Origin of the sequence: Elizabethkingia occulta, from assembly GCF_002023715.1 — a bacterium.
Lineage (GTDB): Bacteria > Bacteroidota > Bacteroidia > Flavobacteriales > Weeksellaceae > Elizabethkingia > Elizabethkingia occulta.
Map to the genome: position 1 here is coordinate 154286 of NZ_MAHX01000018.1, position 19204 is coordinate 173489.

Here is a 19204-nt window from a genome sequence, read left to right on the forward strand (position 1 = left end):
AAGGATTTTATTTAACCCTAAAATCCTAAAATCACTTATGGAATATCGCTGGAAGCTTTTACTGAGGTTTCAGCACATTTTTTTCTTTTTTGTCTTTGTTTTAATGACATTTTTCACCGAAAACTACTTCCTCAACATGCCGGAGCTTATCTGGAGTGTTATTTTAAATAGTATTTTTAATATCGGCGTTTACTATTTGGTCTATTATTATCTGGTCCCTTATTTCTACCTTTCAAATAAATATCCGGAGTTTATTCTTTATGCACTTATCTGCTTTTTGGTTTCCAGCCTGTTCAGAATTCTTTGGGAACCGGCTTTGTTTAACATGGATTTCAGTAAAGAAGGCTCTCATATCAGTTTCCTGTATAATGTATATATCTACCAGGGCATTGTAATATTGGTCGCTTCATTCTTAGGGATTACAAAAGACAAATTTTTAATCGAGCAAGATGTTATCGATCTGGGAAAGCAGAAAGACGAGTTGTATCTTAATTTATTAAGATCAAAATTAAACCCTCATTTCTTACTGAACACGCTTAATAATATTTATGCCAACAGTTTTACGCCTTCTGTAGCTACTTCCAACTCTATTTTGCAGCTTAGCAAGCTTTTGCAATATATTATATACGACAGCAGCAAAGAAAAAATAAATGTAATACAGGAGTTATCTTCTGTAGAAGCTCTGGCAGCCTTATATCAGTTAAAGTATAACAATCAGCTCAATATTGAATTTGATATCCAGAACAAGGAAACACTGGAGCTTATAGAAATCCCGCCATCCCTTTTCCTTACTCTTTTTGAGAATGCATTGAAACATTCTGCAATAGGAGAAAATCCGGATAGTTTCATAAAGCTGATATGTAAAACGGAAGATCTTGTTTTAGTTTTTGAGATTCTTAATTCTTCTGATAAAAATAGAAGCTTACCTGTTGAAACAGGATATAATGGATTAGGCAACAAGGCTATTATTCGTATATTAGAAAAATACTATCCTGGAAAATTTGACTTTTTTTCAGAGCAAGATGGTGATTTTCAATACAAAACCATTTTAAAAATTAATTTAAATGAATGACCTGACTGTCGTAAATATTGATGATGAATACCCTGCCCTGCAAATTATAAAACAATATTGCGAGCAAATTGAAGGCATTGATTTATTGAAATCTTTTCAAAGTCCGCAGGAAGCATTAATATATCTTGAAGAGAATAAAGTTGACCTTATTATATTGGATATTAATATGCCCGGAATAAATGGCATTGAGCTCTTGCAGAAACTCTCCTATAAGCCGCTTTGCATTTTTCTAACTTTAGAAACTCAGTATGCTGTAAAAGCCTTTGAATTGGATGTTGTCCATTATCTTGTGAAACCTGTAGATTTTGAGACCTTCAATAAGGCCATTAATAAAGCAAAAGATTTTTTACAGTTTAAAAATCTCTCCAACAATAGCACTCAGAAGGATTTCATTATGTTTAAATCCGATTATATAATGAATAAGGTTTTCTTAAAAGATATTCGATGGATTCAGGGTTTTGGTGAGTATATTATCCTTATCACCCCTTTGAAAAAATATATGATATTGGAAAGAATGACCAATTTTGAGGAAAAGTTTAAAGATTTTGGGTTTATAAGAATTCACAAATCCTATATTGTTTTATCTTCTTCCATTAGTTCTTACGACTCTAACAATGTCTACCTAAAGGACGGACATAATCTGCCTTTAGGTAGAACTTATAAAAATACTTTAAAGAACATTTTCACAATATAATCAAACTGTTTCTTGATATATTAAGGGCTACTGCAATTATAAACAACTGTGCTTAAAACTTATAGCTATATCCTAATCTTATCACCTGTGTTTCGTAATAGTCATCACTTGTATACTTAAATCCGGATCCCTGAATTTGTTTTTTAATCACCATTGTATTTAGAAGATCTGATGCATTCAGGAATATTTCTCCTTTGCCATTTTGCACAGATTTCTTAATACCTGCATCTACTGAGAATCTTGTTTTTATTCTTCCCTGCGGTATAATATCCGGTGCGAGATAAACTACTGTTAGCTGAGCATCAAAGCCATTTGAAAATTTGAATATATTATTAAATTTTATGTTTCCTGAAACGGCTGTCTGCTTCTCCGCTGAAAAAAGGACTGGCTGTGGATACAGGTTTTCAACCGAAAATGCATTGATCTGATTTCTGTAAATATTTCCATTGACATTAAAAGAATATCCTTTTGAAACTTTTTGATTCCAAATCATTTCCAATCCGGAATTATAGCTTCTTCCTGCATTTTGGAATACTGCATAGATTAGTGTACTTTCAGGGACAATACTGGAAATTCTGGTAATCGTTCCATTTGCAAAACGATGGTATAAAGCCGAATACAGATAACCATTACCCCAATTATATTTATGTCCTAATTCTATTGAATTGGTGAACTGAGGTCTCAAACCGGGATTTCCCACTTTTATAATCTCTGCATCGTCATATTTCGGGAAAATTCGAATGTCGACTTCATTAGGGCGGTCTACTCTTCTGTTATAGAAGATAGATAGCTTATTACGATCATTTAGTTTATAGGCTAATCTAAAATTCGGGAAAGGCTGTGTATAATTATAGCTGTCGCTTTTATAAGTAGGATGGTTTGGGTTAACATCATACTGGATTTTTACGTATTCCAACCTCAGTCCAAGTTCTGCTTCCCATTTTGCATTTTCGAAAACATAATTTCCGTACACAGCAGGAATCAACTCTTTATATGTTGCCCAACCTCCGGCATTGACATCTAATACTGAGTTCGCTCCCGGAATAAAATTCATATTAGTCGGAATACTTCTGTTTCTCAATTTAATTCCGGTTTCTATACGTCCGTATTTCAAAGGCTTTACATAGTCTACATTAAAGTCATATACCTGCTCATCGGATAGTAATTTGAATGCATCTGTTCCTGTTGAATTGGGCAAATAATTATCATAGAAATATTTCTCGTCTTCCCGATGGAATGTATAATTGAATCCAACATTTAATACATGTCCGGCTTCTTTAAATTTATGCTGATAAGAGGCTGTCCCCATTATAGTTGTCTTTAATTCGTCTTCTAAAAACTGCCAAAGACGCAGACGCTGGGAAAGATCTCCATTGAAAAAAGGCTGGTCTCCACGGTCTATAATTTTTTCGCTTCCATAAAGTCCGGAAATTGTCAGTGTATTCTGTGAATCAATATTCCAGTCTATTCCTGCTTTTGTAGTCAGGTAATTCGTATTTCTGTTTCTTTTCAATTGGGAGTTGATCACTGTTCCGTTGTCGTAGACTCTTGTTACAAACTCATTCTTATTAAGTGTTTGTGTGTACAAATTATCAACCTGCAGGAAAGCATTTATTTTATCTTTTCTGTAATTTAATGACAGTGAAGGATTTATTTTTGGCGTGATTGTATACTGTGGTCTTATTGTAGGAAGATTATCTTTTCTTATCCAAAATGAACCTGTACCATAGGTAAAACCAACCTTACCATTCCAACCGTTTTGTTTATTTTTCTTCATGATAATATTAATGATTCCGGCATTTCCGTTAGCATCATATTTTGAAGAAGGATTATTAATAATCTCAATTTTATCAATTGCCGAAGCCGGAATATTATCTAGCCCCGACTGATTCCCGAAACCTGTCAGTGCAGTCTGCTTACCATCAATTAGTACTGTTACTTTATCGTTTCCGCGAAGCTGTACCTTTCCATCCTGAACGGTAACACCCGGCAGATTTTGCATGCTTTGAAGAACAGAACCTCCGCTTTGGCTGATGTTATCTGCTACAGAGTAGGTCTTTTTATCAAGTTGGTTACTTATTTCATTCTTTTTTGAAGACGTTAAAACAACTTCCTCAATTTTTGTTTCTTTATCGTTTTTAATTTGTTCAAGTTCCACAGTCGGAATCTCAAGAAATTCGGAAAGACTTCCAATAAAAACAGATTGAGTATGGGAGCTGTATCCCGAGATAGAAAATTCCAGATCATAATTATCAGGCTTTATTCCCGCTATAGAAAATCGACCTTCTTCGTTCGTAATGGTTCCGGATACAAACTTCTTTTCCTTCGCAGTCTTTAGGGTAACTGTAGTATATGGTAAAGCAGTTTTGTTCTTATTGGTTACAATTCCCGAGATTGTTACAGAAGAAATCTGTGCAAACAAGAAATTGACAAATACCAATGAAAGAAATAACGAAAAACCTAAAATCTTTTTTTGCATGAATTTGTATCTTTAAGATTATTAATGACACAAATTTGTAACCTGATTTAGAAGAAATTTAGAATTCTATAGGTTTATGGAAAAAATATGCTGGTTATTTTCAAATTTGTAAGCGACTGTCCACCCATGAAATGTACATATTTCTTTAATGATTGCAAGGCCTAAACCACTGCCTCCAGTATGGGATGATAATGATGAAAATCTTTTAAATAGTAAATCTGTATTCAACTTCCCAGTTCCGGAATTGGAGATTTCAAAAGCAGCATTAGTAAGTTTTATAGAAATTGTACCACCAAACGGAGTATGACGAATGCTATTCAAAATAAGATTATTGATCAGGATTTCTGTTAAGCTTCCATTTCCATGTACTTCTACTTCCTCAGAAACATTTTCCCGGATTGTAATATTTTTCTGATCAAAATGTTCTTGTAAGGTCTCTATACTCTGATGAAGTAGTGCATTGAACAGAATCGTTTGAGAGTTATCGAATTGATTATTCTCTATTTTAGCAAGTAGCAAAAGGTTCTTATTGATTCTGGCGCTTCTCGTAAGCGCTTTATTCATTTCCTCCGTAATCTGATATTGCTCCTGTGTAAGATCTTTGCTCTGTAACAGAAGGTCAAGTTTATTTTTCAAAATAGCCAATGGCGTTTGTAATTCGTGTGAGGCATTTTCAGTAAATTCTTTCTGTGTTTTATAAACCATAATATTATGCTCTATCAATTTACTCAGTGACCTGTTCAATTCTTCAAACTCCAAAGTATCGGTCTGATTAAATTCGATTTTGGTATGGTGATTCAGATTGAATTTTTTCAACTTTTCTAAAGTATCCCGAAATGGCTTCCATACAGAATTTGAAAGTTTTCTGTTGATAAATAAAAACCCAAAAACGATAGCCATAAAGAAAAAGAATGTTGTAATCGCAATTACAACAATTGTTTCCTGAGATTCCTCGATATTGGTTTGAACCGTAAAACGGAATGGCTTATTGTTTACATAAATGACTGTAGAAAGTGCCCTGAATCGGTCAATATTAAACTCCTTAGTATAGGGTTTCTGTTTCTCGTAGGTAAAAATGCTGTCCTTTAGCCTATCATTATTTTTTATATTCTGAATATTTGTCCCAGGCTGAATATCATTCCAAAGTTTTATACTTTCTGATAGTTTTTCATCTGTCAACTTTAGCTGATTGAGCTCATAAGCTGTCTTTTCAGCAATGATTTTATTATGTTCATCCAATTCGGTTTTCCAGATTGTATCGACAACCCAATAATAAACGGGAACACTAATAATAAGTACAAAGAATACGTAAATTAAAAATGGTCTGGTAATTTTATTTAATAACGGCTTCATAAATCAGCTATTTAGAAGTTTCTTCCCATTTGTATCCGGTTCCATAAACCGTTTTTAAATATTGGTCGCATCCAGCATCATACAGTTTTTTCTTCAGATTTTTAACGTGAGCATATACAAAATCATGATTGTCCAGCATATCTGCAAAATCTCCGGAAAGGTGTTCTGCCAATGTACTTTTAGAAATCACTCTATTTTTATTTCCTACAAAGTAGATGAGTAAGTCAAATTCCTTTTTGGTAAGTACAATTGTTTGATCATTTACAGATACAGTTTTTGCCAGAAGGTCAATTTCTAATTCATTTTGCTTTATAACATTGGAGTTACTGAATTGTTTTCTGCGGATGAGAGAATAAATTCTGGCCATTAATTCTGAGAGATGAAATGGCTTTGTAAGGTAATCATCGGCTCCCAGGTGTAGTCCTTTTATTTTATCGTCCAATGCATTTTTAGCTGAAATAATAATGACTCCATCTTGCTTATTCTGCTCCTTTAATCCTTCTAAAATAGCAAGACCATTTCCATCAGGCAAAGTAATATCCAGCAAAATACAGTCGTAGTGAAAGTTTTCTATTTTTTGTATTGCTTCTTTATATGTTGATGCAAACTCGCATAGATAGTTCTCTTCTGAAAGATATTCAGCTATACTTTTAGCCAATTCTATTTCGTCCTCTATTATTAGTAGCTTCATTTTACAAATCTATAGTTCAATTCTGAATAAATTTTGAATTAAAATAGAAATAAAATTTTATTTATGAAGTACATGATGATTAATGATATTTACAAAAAAGACCACTGCTCTGTGGTCTTTTTTCATCATTTGTTATGATACAAAGTACAAATTCTCTGCAAGAATCATGCTCTGGAAAATATTTTCACCTGTTTAATACCAGTCCGTATACTATAGAGTAACATTCCCGATGCTAAAAGAGCATAACATACCAGAATAATTATATTTAAGGCTCCTACTGCATATTCTGAAGAAAAAAACTGACTTATAAGGGTTAAAAATGATAATCCCAATCCCGCTCCCAGAAAGTAGCTTGTCGTTCCTAAACTAGATGCTACTCCGTAATTAGCTGGTTCTACATCCTGAATTCCAAGTACCGATAAAGCGGTAAAACAAAAAGTCATTCCTATTCCCGAAATACAAGCTGCCCCCATCAATACAAATACCAAAGGATGTCCGGTAAAAACGGAAATTAGTAAAAGCAATGCACCTGTAAGCATGAATATCCATCCTAAAGCACCCAATCTATAAGAATTTAAACGTTTTGATATATTAGGCAGAGCATATTTTGCAACCAATGCAGACATTATACTAAAAGGAACAAGCATTAATCCTGAGGATGCAGCATCATAATTCATATCTTTCTGAAGCATTAATGAAATAAGGAACAAAAATCCAATGAAAAATGCACCCAAAAGAAAAAATGCAAGATTAGAGATAACCAATGATCTGTGCCTGAATATCTGCAGACCTACTAATGGGAAAGAAACTGTCCGCAATCGGTAGATTACAAATTTCAAAAATACTACAGGAAGTACTAAAGAAGCTATAATTATTACAGGGTTTTCCTTGATATGTACCAATTCATGTACACCATAAGTTAAGCTTAGAAATCCTAACACTATAAATACAGCAGAGACCATGTCCGTTTTAGCAGCTTTATCGGGTTTATCTGCAGGCAAATAGTAATATGCAGCTACCAATGTAATAATAAGAATAGGCACATTAATCAGGAAAACCCAATGCCAGCTTAGATAGGTGCTTATAATTCCGCCAATAGAAAGTCCGCTCCCCGATCCTATTGCTGCAAAAGAACCAAAAATTGCCATTGCCCGATTCCGTTCTTGCTCAGCCAGGAAAGTATTCGTTACAATTGATACAGCAGAAGGCATTATAAATGCAGCTCCCAATCCTTGTAATGCCCGAAATACGGCCAACACTTCAAAACTTGTAGACAACCCTGCTCCCAATGATGCCAGCATAAAAGTAAGTACTCCAAATAGAAACACCATTTTTCTTCCTAATTGATCCGAGAGCTTTCCTCCGATAATAAGGAATCCCCCAAAGAAAAGAACATAAAAAGTTTGCAACCACTGTGCTGTCTCGGATGTAATATGGAACTGCTCCTGGATCGAAGGAATCGCCAGATTGATTACTGCGATATCCAATGCCTCTACAAAAGTCCCAATTGAAGCTAAGATTAGTATTATTTTTTTTCTACTGTCCATTATATTTTAATTCAATAATTCTAAGCAATAACCTTTGGCTACATACAAGTTCTTTACTACACAATGTCAGCTTAAATAAAACAAGACACTATATAACAGATACTTACAATGCAAAAAAGGTTGTTTTAATGCTGCAAAAATCAAAATAAAAACGATTCAGAAAAAGGACATTTGTCCCAACTATGATAAAATTTATACGTAATTGGTCAACTTATGCTACTCTTTTGTTGATGTTTTTCAGGTAATTAGAAAAAAAACTCATAAATATTTACATTTTTTCAATCTTCTCCAACACGCTATACATCTAGGTTTTTATCATATTTTAATTGGCATTTCATTGTTTATTTATATACAAAAACAATATTTTATTTTGTATTTGATAAAAATTTGTATATTAGCATTATGATATGATAAAAATTGTATCATAAACCAAATCACGCTTAATTAATTATTATGAAAAAAACATCCATTCCTCTATTGATGGTAGAGATACTATTATACACATCTCCGAATTTGTGTGTTTAGAGAAAAAGCACTTCAATTTCAGCAAAAAATAATCAGTACAGAACTTTAGCTCGAACGCTCCTAAATGGAATTATTATGCAGCTATATTGATAACAGCTCGATTTTATCATCTGTTTCAAAAGGTATTTTATACTGATTTATACATTCTGAAATAATTAAAACGATTTTTTTACAGAAGTAAGATATACTTATATAACAGTTAAATATGATATTTATTAATCTTAATTGTATATAATATTGATAGGATTAGAAGTATATTTAAAATTAAACTCTAAATAAAGTTGTACTGTAAATTGTCTAAGACAGAATCGACATATTTTATCAGTAGTGTCACAAGAATTATAAACCAAATTTAACACTAAATATTATGGAATTACACAAGAAGATCCTACTTGGATCATTTATCTCGGTTGCATTGGTATCATGTAATACCAGCGATAATGTGGACGAAAGCACTCCACAAGGATTAACAGAATTGAAAGCTGTACCACAGGCAGATATCCCTGCTGGCTTTGAAAACACACACATGTGTAAAGATGTTTACCTTCCAGGAACTGATCCAAGAGGAGCTGTTATTAAAAGTACAAAATGGCCAAATGGCAGCGTTATCACTGTAAGTCTAAACGGTGGAACAGCCAAAGTTCGCAGCAAAGTAATGCAATATGCTAACGAATGGTCTAAGTATGCTAATATCACTTTTAAATTTATTACTAGTGGAACAGCACAAATTCGGGTTACCTTTACACAAGGAGCAGGATCTTATTCCTATTTAGGAACACAGGCTCTTAACCGCCCTTCTAACTCTGAAACAATGAACTTCGGTTGGTTTGATGATTCAACAACTGACACAGAATTCAGCAGAACAACGATTCATGAATTTGGACATGCTCTAGGTATGATACACGAGCACCAGCATCCTTTGGCTAATATCCCATGGGATAAAGAAAAAGTCTATACCTATTATGGTGGTTATCCTAACTATTGGTCAAGAGCACAGGTAGATAGTAACTTGTTTGCAAAATATTCTACTACACAAACGCAATATAGTGCTTACGATACACAATCTATCATGCATTATAGCATTAGCAGCAGCTTGACAACAAACGGATTCAGTGTTGGCAGCAATACTGTTCTTTCTTCTACTGATAAGCAGTTTATCGGATCAGTATATCCAAAATAATAACTACATTTAATTAAACAATTGTCTACCCTGATCACACAGGGTAGACTTATTTATATATGATTATGAATAAATGGTCTCTCCTGCTATTTCTTAGTTTTTTCTCCTCTTTGGCAAGCGCACAGGAGAAAGAACGTAAGTCTTACATTATGCCATATGTTGGTTGGAATCAAGAAAAATTAGACTGGAACATTGCCGGCAATGAAAATGGTCAATACCCTAATGTGTTATCCGAATTAAAATGGCAACAGCTACGCGGACCAGAAATGGGAATTATTTCCGCTGTATCAATTTCATCAAGATTTCAGGTAAAATGGGACTTCAGTTATCAGGTTATTACCTCAGGAAAAGTAAATGATACAGATTATGCAGGTGATAACAGAGCACTTAAAACTGCAGAATTCAATCTACAGGCCGATAAAGGCTATACAATCAAAACCCGTCTGGAATTATCTTACCTTCTATGGTCTAACCAAACATTCTCTTTTAGCCCACATGCAGGATATTTCGGTAGTTATCAGAAGCTGTATATGTTGGACGGTGACGTTCCACTTATTCCCGGAAAAGAACTAAGAAGTACATATAAACCTCAATGGCATGGTGCAGTTCTTGGTTTAGAAACAAACTTCAAAAAGGAAAACTGGAATGTTAATCTCGACATCAGTGGTATGTATTTACCTCAATATTCAGCCACCGCAGATTGGAATCTTCGGGAAGAACTTAGAAGACCTGTTAGCTTTGAACACAGATCCAAAGGAGCAGGTTGGGATGCGGCACTGCGAATTGGATATCAGCTTGGCCAGCGTATTCAGCCTTTTGTATCTGCAAGATATACACAGATAGAAGCAGGAAAAGGGACAGATAAATTATATATGGCAAACGGTGATATTTATAAAAGCAGGCTGAATGAAGTTAATTCTACCAGTATCAGTTTTGGCATAGGTGTTAAAATACTATTTTAATATTCAAACGCTATAAAAACAAAATATCCCTCTATAGAGAGGGATATTTATACGTGAGCGCGGGAGGAGTCGAACCCCCAACCTTTAGAGCCGTAATCTAACGCTCTATCCAATTGAGCTACGCACCCATTTAAAGGTTTGCAAATATAATAATTTTATGCAATTATATGCACTATTAATCGACATTATTAGTAATATTTTTTATTCTTAAATTAGAGGATATAACTAAGCAGCTTTTAAGGATTTATCCTAAATAATAAAAAAGACCACTATTTAGTGGTCTTTTTCTTTCCGAGTGAGCGCGGGAGGAGTCGAACCCCCAACCTTCAGAGCCGTAATCTGACGCTCTATCCAATTGAGCTACGCACCCGTTTAAAGGTTTGCAAATATAGTACTTTTTTTCTTTCTTTGAAGAATGAAAGCACTTTTTTTGTCATCAGGTCTCCTATTTTTTCTGTTTTCCTGCAAAAAAACAGAGCAGAGTTTTCCAAAAGAAGACACTCAGATTTCTCAACGACTTCATTTTAAAGAAGATAAAGATAACTTCCGAATTACCTCAGGAAAATTCGATATTGAGCTAAAAAAATCAGTTTTTCCGTTAAAAAAAGTAATCTTCCTGAATTCGACGCTTATCGGATACATGACCGAACTTGGATTAGAGGATAAAATTGTCGGGGTATCCAATCCTGAATATATATTCTCAGAGAAAATTCAGCAGCTTATTAAGGCCGGAAAAATCCAGAATGTAGGATCTGAACAAAAATATGATATAGAAAAAATACTGGCTTTAAAACCTGATGCTGTTTTCACCAACTACATAGCTTCATTTGAAAACACTTATGAGCTACTGAAGAAAAATGGCATTAAGATCATCTTCCTTGACGAATACATGGAACAAAAGCCTTTGGAAAAGAGTGCCTATCTGAAACTATACGGAAAGCTATTTGGCATTGAGAAAAAATCAGATTCTCTATACAACCTTATCGAAAAGAATTACAATCAACTGAAACTTCAGGCTTCTCAGGCAAAAGACAAACCAGAGGTTATCTGTAATGAGATGTATGGAAATCAGTGGTTCGTTCCGGGTGGAAATAGCTTTGCAGCGCAATACTTTAAAGATGCCAATGCCAGCTATCCGTGGCAGTCTTTACCTAATGAAAACTCAGTTCCGTTAAGCTTTGAAGAGGTTTTCGCAAAATCTACCAAAGCTACTTATTGGGTAAATGTTGGAGAATATAAAAAGAAAAGCGAGTTATTGGCCTTTAATCCGGTATATGCAAAACTTTACCCTTTTAAAAATGGAAAAGTTTACAGCCTTTATGGCAGTGTAAAAGGTAAATCCAATGATTATTTTGCTTCTGGTGTAGTTCGTGCCGACAAAGTACTTCATGATTATGTGAACATCTTCCACCCAAACCTGTTGAAAGATACAGCTATGGTGTATATGAAGGAACTCAAATAAAAAGCAATAAAGTTTTCTCTTTATTAACTAATTATCGAAATTTAAATATTATTATTTCGATCAAAAAAATATTTACAATAATCTAACTATATCAATCTATATAAAGCCTCATATACAATCAACAAAATAGCAAACATGCTCAAAATTTTTGCTATTTTATCACAAAATAATATAAAAGTTATTTATCTTGGATGCAATTAAATGCAAATCTAGATGAAAAAAATTCTTTTATTTTTTATCCTTTTCACGACCTATTGTGAATCATTTTCTCAAATTGTCTATTATCAAGGTGGTGCTCTTGGAGGAGTGTTATATGCTGCTTCAGGCTCACTAATGCCAGAACATGGATTTTTACCTGGTAAGAAGTTTCCAATTTATGAAACAATTGAAAAATACAATTTTAATAATAAGAAAATTAAGGTTTTACTATCTGATAGTAGAACTCCTTCAGATCTAAAAAAAGTTGACTGTTCAAATATTTCTTTGACAAATTCATCAGAATTCAAAAATGAGCAAGGAATTGTAAAAGTAAGCGAATACATTAATAAATTATTTACTGATTCTGGGATTATTATTGATAAAGATGCCCCTGAAGAATATGAAATTAGTTTAATGGCCTTAGATACAAGACTAATTGGATTCGGAAACATTGACGTTCATGGACTATGTCAAATAAAAGTAAAGCATAATGGAACCGAAAAAATTTATTGTACCGATATTCAAGATGGAGATAAAAATGCTCCTCTGAGTAAATCGAGTTTTGTTAGTAGAAAAACAGCAACAAGACTTATGATGTCTGCAGCAATAAGAGAAACTATTGAAAATATCATAAGAGATATGAATAACAATAATACAAATAACATTCTTTAATTAATTTCAAGAAATTGCTTGTTTGATTGAAACATCAAGATGACTAATCTAAATAAACAATTTATACATAAAGCTTTAACTTACACCATTGCAGTCGTATGGCTGGTAAATGGATTATTTTGCAAAGTTCTGGGACTTGTTCCCCGGCACCAGGAAATTGTAGCCCAAATTCTGGGACGGGAATATGCAAAGCCAATCACTTTGTGCATAGGCTTTGCAGAAATACTAATGGCTATATGGATTATATCGGATTGGAAATCTAAATTAAATGCTATTCTCCAGATCTTGGTAATTGTGATGATGAATATATTGGAATTCACTATTATTCCCAATTTACTTCTTTGGGGAAAAATGAACATAATTTTTGCCGTAATGTTTTGTGCTCTTATTTTCTATAATGAATTCATTTTATCCAAAAAGCTAAAACATTCGATACCATGAAATTCCTGAAAGATCATCCTTTTGCTGTAGAAGCTTTTTTAAAAAGTTCTGTAGTATTGACTTTTGCTGTGCCCAAAGAACAGTTGCGGGATCTAATTCCGGAATGTTTGGAGCTGGATACTTTTCAGGATAAATGGGCATTTGTTGCCGTTGCCATGGTACAAACTTCCGGACTTCGCCCTAAAGGCTTTCCAAAATTTATGGGCAATGATTTCTTTCTTATCGGTTACAGAATATTTGTTCGCTTTACTAATGAGAAAGGCAAAAGACTTCGTGGATTATACATCATAAAATCTGAAACCAACAAACGGAAAATGGAGTTTTTCGGCAATATATTTACCCATTATAATTATACAACTACAGATATTACCCAGTCCGAAAACAGTGAAATAAGATCAATACAATCCCGTAAATCAAACTTCACATTGGCTATAAACAAGAATAATCAAAACATTCTTTTGCCCGAAACCTCTCCGTTTAATGATTGGAAAGAAGCCTGACGGTTTGCTGGGCCACTCCCCTTTACTTTTACGTATAATAACGAAGACAAGAGTGTACTTGTTATAGAAGGAGTCCGACAGAACTGGACACCGGAACCTATACAGATTCAGGATTATCATTTTGGTTTTCTGGATTCGCTCCAGTTGAAAGGTTTGGTTCTGGCTAATGCTTTTGAAATAAAGAATATCCCTTACTATTGGAAAAAAGGAGTGTTAGAGAGATGGAAATAAATAGAAAACCTTTTCAGGGAGTAATGAATATTATCCGGTTCAACTGGCATTTCTATGTAGTAGCATTTGTTGTGCTCGTCTGTTTGTTGATTATTGGTAGCTTTCTGCCCTCTGACTTACAGACTATTATAAACATAATGATTATTCTCGCCACAGCTTCTGTTATGATATCTTTAGCTTTATCATATTATATTTATGATTTGTCAGGTCTTTATAAGCTTCGTTGGATACAAACAGATAAACAAAAACAAAGTCTGCTAAATATTAATGCTGGCTTTGATGAAACAAGTGAATTAATCAAACAAAAATGTCCAGACTCTGAATTGAGTATTTGTGATTTTTACAATCCCAGACTACATACTGAAGTTTCTATAAAAAGAGCCAGAGAAGCCTATCCACCTTATCCCGGAACTATTTCTGCAGAAACAAATCATTTACCATTTCGGGATGAAATTTTCGACCAGATATTTGCCATCCTTGCTGCTCACGAAATAAGAGATGAACAGGAGAGAATATTATTTTTCAAACAACTTCATCGTATTCTAAAGCCTCATGGTCGGATTTTCATAACAGAACATCTCCGTGATCTAAATAATTTTTGGGCATATAATATAGGATTTATGCATTTTCATTCCCGGAAAACCTGGTTACACACCTTCGAAAAAGCTGGATTTATTGTAAAAGAAGAACAAAAGTCAACACCATTTATAACTACATTTATACTAGAAGTCAATGGAAACTCATTATAAGATAATTGGAAGTATTTTGATCTTTTTAGCATTAGTCCATATAATATTTCCTAAATACTTCCACTGGAAAAAAGAACTTCAGTCACTGAGCTTAATAAATCGGCAAATGATGTTTGTCCATACATTCTTCATTGCTCTCACTGTCCTATTAATGGGTATATTATGCCTCACAAATACAAAAGAATTAATTACTACTCCTTTAGGGAAAACAATTAGTCTGGGATTTGGAATATTTTGGGCAGTTCGTTTAATTTTCCAATTTTTTGTTTATTCACCCGTGTTATGGAAAGGGAAAAAATTTGAAACGATCATCCATATTGTCTTTTCCTTACTATGGATTTATCTTAGCTATATCTTCTTAGCCGTTGGTCTCCAATAATCCTGACTAAAAGACTATAAGACATATTGTTCTAACAGCCATTCAGTAAACTACAAATTAATACTCTTATCCATTTTTATATTTGTATTTTTACAACTCATCAAAAAGGTGTTATACATATTTTGAACATTTGCAGTAGTATATGAAGATAAGAACAGAATTCTATAAACCAGACCATAATATCCTGAACAAATACATTGAGGGATTTTATTTTATTTCCAAACAGGAGATTGAAAATTCTTTTAGTTATCAGACCTTTCCAAACAATTACAACATTGTTTCCGCTTATCTGAATTCAGATGTAAAATTAGAAAAAGGTAAAATCACAGTTTCTTCTTCAGAGAACAAGTTTACCTCTACCCTTGTAAAAAAATATATTACACCGATAGAAATTAAAGTCAATGCGATAGTAGACGAAATTACAATCTACTTTAAACCTGCAGGTCTCAACTATTTTATAGACGATATATCTTCTCTGTTTGAAAATGATTTCAGCTACTTCAATCCTTTTAGTGATTATGAAGCTGAAATGACAAAAATACTGCTCACCAAGGAAAGAAATATCCAGTTGGAGCTTCTGGAAAAGTATTGGATTTCAAAGTTAATTCAAAAAGATCTTACGCCTGTTGAAAGTTGGCTTTCAGATATCAATTCCACATTGAGTATAGAAGAAATTGCAGAAAAAAATCAGATTTCGAGACAATATTTTAATAAAATGTTCCAGAAATATGTAGGAAAATCCCCTTCCGAATTTCGAAAAGTTAATAAGTTCAGAAATTCAATTAGCCAGAAGAATAAAAATACCAATCTTATCGAATTATCTTTGAACGCTGATTTTTATGACCAGTCCCATTTTATCCGGAATTTTAAAGAACTCACCAAAGTAAACCCGGGATCATTTTTCAATAATGTCGACATCTCTAAAGAAAATATCTGGCTGTTTGAAGAATAGTTTCCATTTGTACAATTATAATAGTCCGGCGCATTTTATTTTTGCCCAACACTATTATAAGACAACATGAAAAAGATATTTTTAGCACTATCACTTATAACCGGACTGGTTTCTGTAGAAGCACAGGATAATGCTATAAAAACAACAGAACTAAATTTAGCCAAAGATTACCTGAAAATAGCAGCACCAATTGCAAAAGAAATTGGGAATAATACCATTATAGGTCTTGGAGAGGGAACACACGGAACCAAAGAATTCAATGAAATAAGGGCTGCAATCTCTAAAAATCTGATCACAAAACAACATTTCAGTATCATATGCTTTGAATCACCATATGGAGATATGTTCTATCTTAATAAAGCTGTTAACTCTGATACCGACATTAAAACTGCCATGAAACAATATCTCCTTTCTATATGGCAGACTAAAGAAATTGAAGAATTCTTATTATGGGTAAGACATTACAATAAGAAGAATAAAAATCAGATTTTGCTTACCGGAGTAGATTTTAACTTTGTATCCAATTCGGTTAGAATCCTTGAAAATGAATTTAAAGATAATAGCACGCTAAAAGTACAAATAATTGATTTGCTGGCTAAAGCAAAATATCAGGATGATATGTGGAGCAAGCGAAATGATAAAAACTTCCGTGTCGATATGCCCGCAGTTATAAAAAATGGTACACAAGCCTACGAATTGGCCCGTAATATTGAAGAAACGGCAAAAAAAGATAATATTAGCCTCTCTACTGAAGCTAAACTGGCATTGCAAAACATCAAATTAGGCTTTAAAGTGATGTACGAAGCGAGCAAGCAAAATTATGATATTTCAAGAGATCAGATGATGGCGGAAATGGTTACAAAAACCCATCAGCTTTATAATAATAAGAAAGTTATAGTTATAGCTCATAATGGACATATAGCTTTTACTTTCCCTTTCTCTGATGATCTAGGTATGGGCGGCTATCTCAAAAAGCAGTTTGGTGAAAAATACTATTCATTGGCTACATTAACAGCGTTCGGTACTTATAGTGCAACTTTGGATAATACAGATACTAATGATAACAAATACCAGGCATATCCACTTCCTGCCCCATTAAAAGACAGCTGGCAAAATTATTTTTCAGAATTTAAAAATGAGAATTTTTACCTGAACCTTAGAGGTAACAATGGAAATCCGAAAGGAAATTTCTCTTTAGCTCTATGGGGATACTTTTATATGGATCCGGTAAAGTTTGAGAAAAATATATATACCCGGAAAATCAATAATCTGAGTAATTACTTCGACGGCATTATTTTCCTTAAAAAAACAAATGCCTCTGAACATTTAAACTAATATCGTAAAACTATAATTAACAAAGAAGGAGCTGAATCTTTAAGATTCGGCTCCTTTATTTTCTACCAGATATCAAAAATATTTATCTGCTAAAACATCGGATGCGCATTTGCTGCTTCTTTTGGAACGTCTTCCTGAGCATCCCAGTGTTCCACAATTTTACCGTCTTTAATTCTGAAAATATCAATAGTCGATTTCAGACTTCCGTCCTCATTTTTATTTTTCAGGTGTATAAAAACCAAATCTCCTTCTGCAGCAATATGCTGTACATCTATCTTAGTTTTAGGAGCTCCTTCAAACCATTTTGCAGCAGCTTCTTTAAATGCTTTTGCACCATCTGCCACAGTAGGATTATGCTGGATATACTCAGGTGCTATATACTGATCTACTGCCGACAGATCTTTATCTCCAAACATCTTTTGATAAAAATCCAATACCAGCTGCTTATTAGCTGCCGCCTGATCTTTTGAATCGTTTGTAATAACCTCTTTAGTGGCAATAGTTTCCTTTTTACTACAACTAGCAAGTGCTACCACTCCCATTGCTGCTATTCCAATAATTAAACTTTTTGTACTCATTTTATTTTTTTTTCAAATGTATAAAAATATTCTGTAACAAAAAATATTACAGTTTAAAATATTTTATTACCTTTGCATCATCATTATAATAAAAATGCTTAACAATTTAAGATTTGCAACAGCTATTCATATTCTTATCCTTCTGGAAAAAAATCCTGAAGTATGGATGAGTTCTGAATATATAGCAGGAAGTATAAATGTAAACCCTGTTGTTGTAAGAAAAGAAATAAAGAACCTGAAAGCTCTTGGTTACATACAGAGCAAAGAAGGTAAAGGCGGCGGTGCTAAACTAGCAACGGATGCAGGAAACATTACACTTGCTGCAATATACCGCAGTGTAAGCGAGGATCAGAAAGGAAAACTAAATTCCCCAAATCCGGCTTGTCCCGTAGGAAGACAAATCAACGAACATTTGACAGATCTCTACGAGGAAATTAACAAAAAGACTGAAGAAGTTTTAGGGCAATACACATTAGAAAATTACAGTAAACAATTTAAATAAAAACATGATGAAAGTAGCAGTAATCGGAGCCACAGGTTTTGTTGGCTCACATATCGTAAGCGAATTAGCAAACAGAAATCACGAAGTAACAGCGATTTCCAGAAACACAAATGAAAACCAGCTTCCTGAAAATGTAAAATCTGTAACTGCAGATGTAACAAATACAGCGCAACTGGCAGAAGCACTAAAAGGTAATGATGTTGTAATCTCCTCGTACAACGCAGGATGGACAAACCCAAATCTTTACAATGATTTTTTAGCAGGATCCGAAAGTATCCAACAGGCAGTAAAAGACGCTGGTGTTAAAAGATTAATTATTGTAGGAGGAGCTGGTAGTTTATTAATCGATGGTAAAAAAGTAGTTGACGGACCAGACTTCCCGGATGCATACAAGCCTGGAGCAAAAGCTGCCAGCGACTATCTGGATATCATCCGTAACGAGCAAGATCTGGACTGGACATTCTTTAGCCCTGCGCTGGCTATGAACCCAGGAAACCCAGGAGAAAGAACCGGAAAGTATAGAACAGGTCTGGATACTCCGGTATTCGATGCTGATGGAAACTCTTACCTGTCTGTAGCAGATACTGCTGTAGTTCTGGTAGACGAAGCAGAAAATCCTAAGCATATCAAAGAAAGATTTACAGCTGCTTACTAAGCACTTTTCGATTCAGAATAAATAAAAAATCCTCAATTATTTGAGGA

Annotated in this window: 18 protein-coding genes and 2 tRNA genes; 13 read left to right on the forward strand and 7 right to left on the reverse strand. The window is 33.8% G+C overall.

Annotated features, from left to right (window positions below):
* The first annotated feature begins 136 nt into the window (after positions 1-136).
* Together BAZ10_RS14770 and BAZ10_RS14775 are read left to right on the forward strand one after the other, a co-directional pair.
* A complete protein-coding gene (locus tag BAZ10_RS14770) occupies positions 137-1072 on the forward strand; it encodes a sensor histidine kinase (protein ID WP_245803828.1) in 936 nt (311 codons plus the stop codon).
* On the forward strand, positions 1065-1766 hold the full coding sequence (locus BAZ10_RS14775; protein ID WP_059322467.1) for a LytR/AlgR family response regulator transcription factor: 702 nt from the start codon (positions 1065-1067) through the stop codon (positions 1764-1766). Before BAZ10_RS14770 ends, BAZ10_RS14775 begins: the two co-directional genes overlap by 8 nt.
* Positions 1767-1818: 52 nt before the next feature.
* On the opposite strand, the gene BAZ10_RS14780 is transcribed toward BAZ10_RS14775, so the two are convergent.
* The 4 genes from BAZ10_RS14780 to BAZ10_RS14795 form a co-directional block, all read right to left on the reverse strand.
* Positions 1819-4245 (reverse strand): TonB-dependent receptor domain-containing protein, encoded by a 2427-nt coding sequence (locus BAZ10_RS14780; protein ID WP_078772684.1) that lies wholly within the window; start codon positions 4243-4245, stop codon positions 1819-1821.
* A gap of 66 nt (positions 4246-4311) precedes the next feature.
* Complete coding sequence (locus BAZ10_RS14785) at positions 4312-5598, reverse strand: sensor histidine kinase (protein WP_078772685.1); 1287 nt, start codon at positions 5596-5598, stop codon at positions 4312-4314.
* Positions 5599-5605: 7 nt separating this feature from the next.
* Positions 5606-6289 carry a response regulator transcription factor gene (locus BAZ10_RS14790; RefSeq protein ID WP_078772686.1) on the reverse strand — a complete coding sequence of 228 codons (684 nt, stop codon included), beginning with the start codon at positions 6287-6289 and terminating at the stop codon, positions 5606-5608.
* Between the two features lie 164 nt (positions 6290-6453).
* Positions 6454-7836, reverse strand: a complete 1383-nt coding sequence (locus tag BAZ10_RS14795; RefSeq protein ID WP_078772687.1) for an MFS transporter — start codon at positions 7834-7836, stop codon at positions 6454-6456.
* Positions 7837-8728: 892 nt separating this feature from the next.
* Between BAZ10_RS14795 and BAZ10_RS14800 the strand changes: the two genes are divergently transcribed.
* Together BAZ10_RS14800 and BAZ10_RS14805 are read left to right on the forward strand one after the other, a co-directional pair.
* The gene (locus BAZ10_RS14800) at positions 8729-9541 is read left to right on the forward strand and encodes a M12 family metallopeptidase (protein ID WP_034868180.1); all 813 of its coding nucleotides are present in this window, start codon (positions 8729-8731) and stop codon (positions 9539-9541) included.
* 65 nt (positions 9542-9606) lie between these two features.
* Positions 9607-10503 carry an omptin family outer membrane protease gene (locus tag BAZ10_RS14805; protein WP_245803829.1) on the forward strand — a complete coding sequence of 299 codons (897 nt, stop codon included), beginning with the start codon at positions 9607-9609 and terminating at the stop codon, positions 10501-10503.
* A gap of 54 nt (positions 10504-10557) precedes the next feature.
* On the opposite strand, the gene BAZ10_RS14810 is transcribed toward BAZ10_RS14805, so the two are convergent.
* Together BAZ10_RS14810 and BAZ10_RS14815 are read right to left on the reverse strand one after the other, a co-directional pair.
* Positions 10558-10631, reverse strand: a tRNA-Arg gene (locus BAZ10_RS14810).
* A gap of 168 nt (positions 10632-10799) precedes the next feature.
* Positions 10800-10873, reverse strand: a tRNA-Arg gene (locus tag BAZ10_RS14815).
* A 45-nt stretch (positions 10874-10918) separates the two neighbouring features.
* Here BAZ10_RS14815 and BAZ10_RS14820 point away from each other — a divergent pair.
* The 7 genes from BAZ10_RS14820 to BAZ10_RS14855 all read left to right on the forward strand — a co-directional run bounded on the left by BAZ10_RS14820 (position 10919) and on the right by BAZ10_RS14855 (position 17422).
* Positions 10919-11965 (forward strand): ABC transporter substrate-binding protein, encoded by a 1047-nt coding sequence (locus BAZ10_RS14820; protein WP_078772689.1) that lies wholly within the window; start codon positions 10919-10921, stop codon positions 11963-11965.
* Between the two features lie 213 nt (positions 11966-12178).
* A complete protein-coding gene (locus tag BAZ10_RS14825) occupies positions 12179-12835 on the forward strand; it encodes a hypothetical protein (RefSeq protein ID WP_078772690.1) in 657 nt (218 codons plus the stop codon).
* Between the two features lie 39 nt (positions 12836-12874).
* Positions 12875-13276: a DoxX-like family protein gene (locus tag BAZ10_RS14830; protein WP_078772691.1), complete on the forward strand. Its 402-nt coding sequence runs from the start codon at positions 12875-12877 to the stop codon at positions 13274-13276.
* Complete coding sequence (locus tag BAZ10_RS14835; protein WP_317043653.1) at positions 13273-13776, forward strand: DUF2071 domain-containing protein; 504 nt, start codon at positions 13273-13275, stop codon at positions 13774-13776. The genes BAZ10_RS14830 and BAZ10_RS14835 overlap by 4 nt, the downstream gene beginning before the upstream one ends.
* A 221-nt stretch (positions 13777-13997) precedes the next feature.
* Complete coding sequence (locus tag BAZ10_RS14840; protein WP_078772692.1) at positions 13998-14756, forward strand: class I SAM-dependent methyltransferase; 759 nt, start codon at positions 13998-14000, stop codon at positions 14754-14756.
* Between the two features lie 521 nt (positions 14757-15277).
* Positions 15278-16087 (forward strand): helix-turn-helix domain-containing protein, encoded by an 810-nt coding sequence (locus tag BAZ10_RS14850; RefSeq protein WP_078772694.1) that lies wholly within the window; start codon positions 15278-15280, stop codon positions 16085-16087.
* A gap of 66 nt (positions 16088-16153) precedes the next feature.
* Positions 16154-17422, forward strand: coding sequence for an erythromycin esterase family protein (locus BAZ10_RS14855; RefSeq protein ID WP_078772695.1), 1269 nt, complete (start codon positions 16154-16156; stop codon positions 17420-17422).
* Between the two features lie 89 nt (positions 17423-17511).
* On the opposite strand, the gene BAZ10_RS14860 is transcribed toward BAZ10_RS14855, so the two are convergent.
* Positions 17512-18000, reverse strand: a complete 489-nt coding sequence (locus BAZ10_RS14860; protein ID WP_078772696.1) for a nuclear transport factor 2 family protein — start codon at positions 17998-18000, stop codon at positions 17512-17514.
* Positions 18001-18094: 94 nt separating this feature from the next.
* Here BAZ10_RS14860 and BAZ10_RS14865 point away from each other — a divergent pair, with 94 nt between their 5' ends.
* Both BAZ10_RS14865 and BAZ10_RS14870 read left to right on the forward strand, forming a co-directional pair.
* The gene (locus BAZ10_RS14865) at positions 18095-18502 is read left to right on the forward strand and encodes an Rrf2 family transcriptional regulator (protein ID WP_078772697.1); all 408 of its coding nucleotides are present in this window, start codon (positions 18095-18097) and stop codon (positions 18500-18502) included.
* A 7-nt stretch (positions 18503-18509) separates the two neighbouring features.
* A complete protein-coding gene (locus BAZ10_RS14870; RefSeq protein ID WP_221407377.1) occupies positions 18510-19157 on the forward strand; it encodes an NAD(P)-dependent oxidoreductase in 648 nt (215 codons plus the stop codon).
* Positions 19158-19204: the final 47 nt, after the last annotated feature.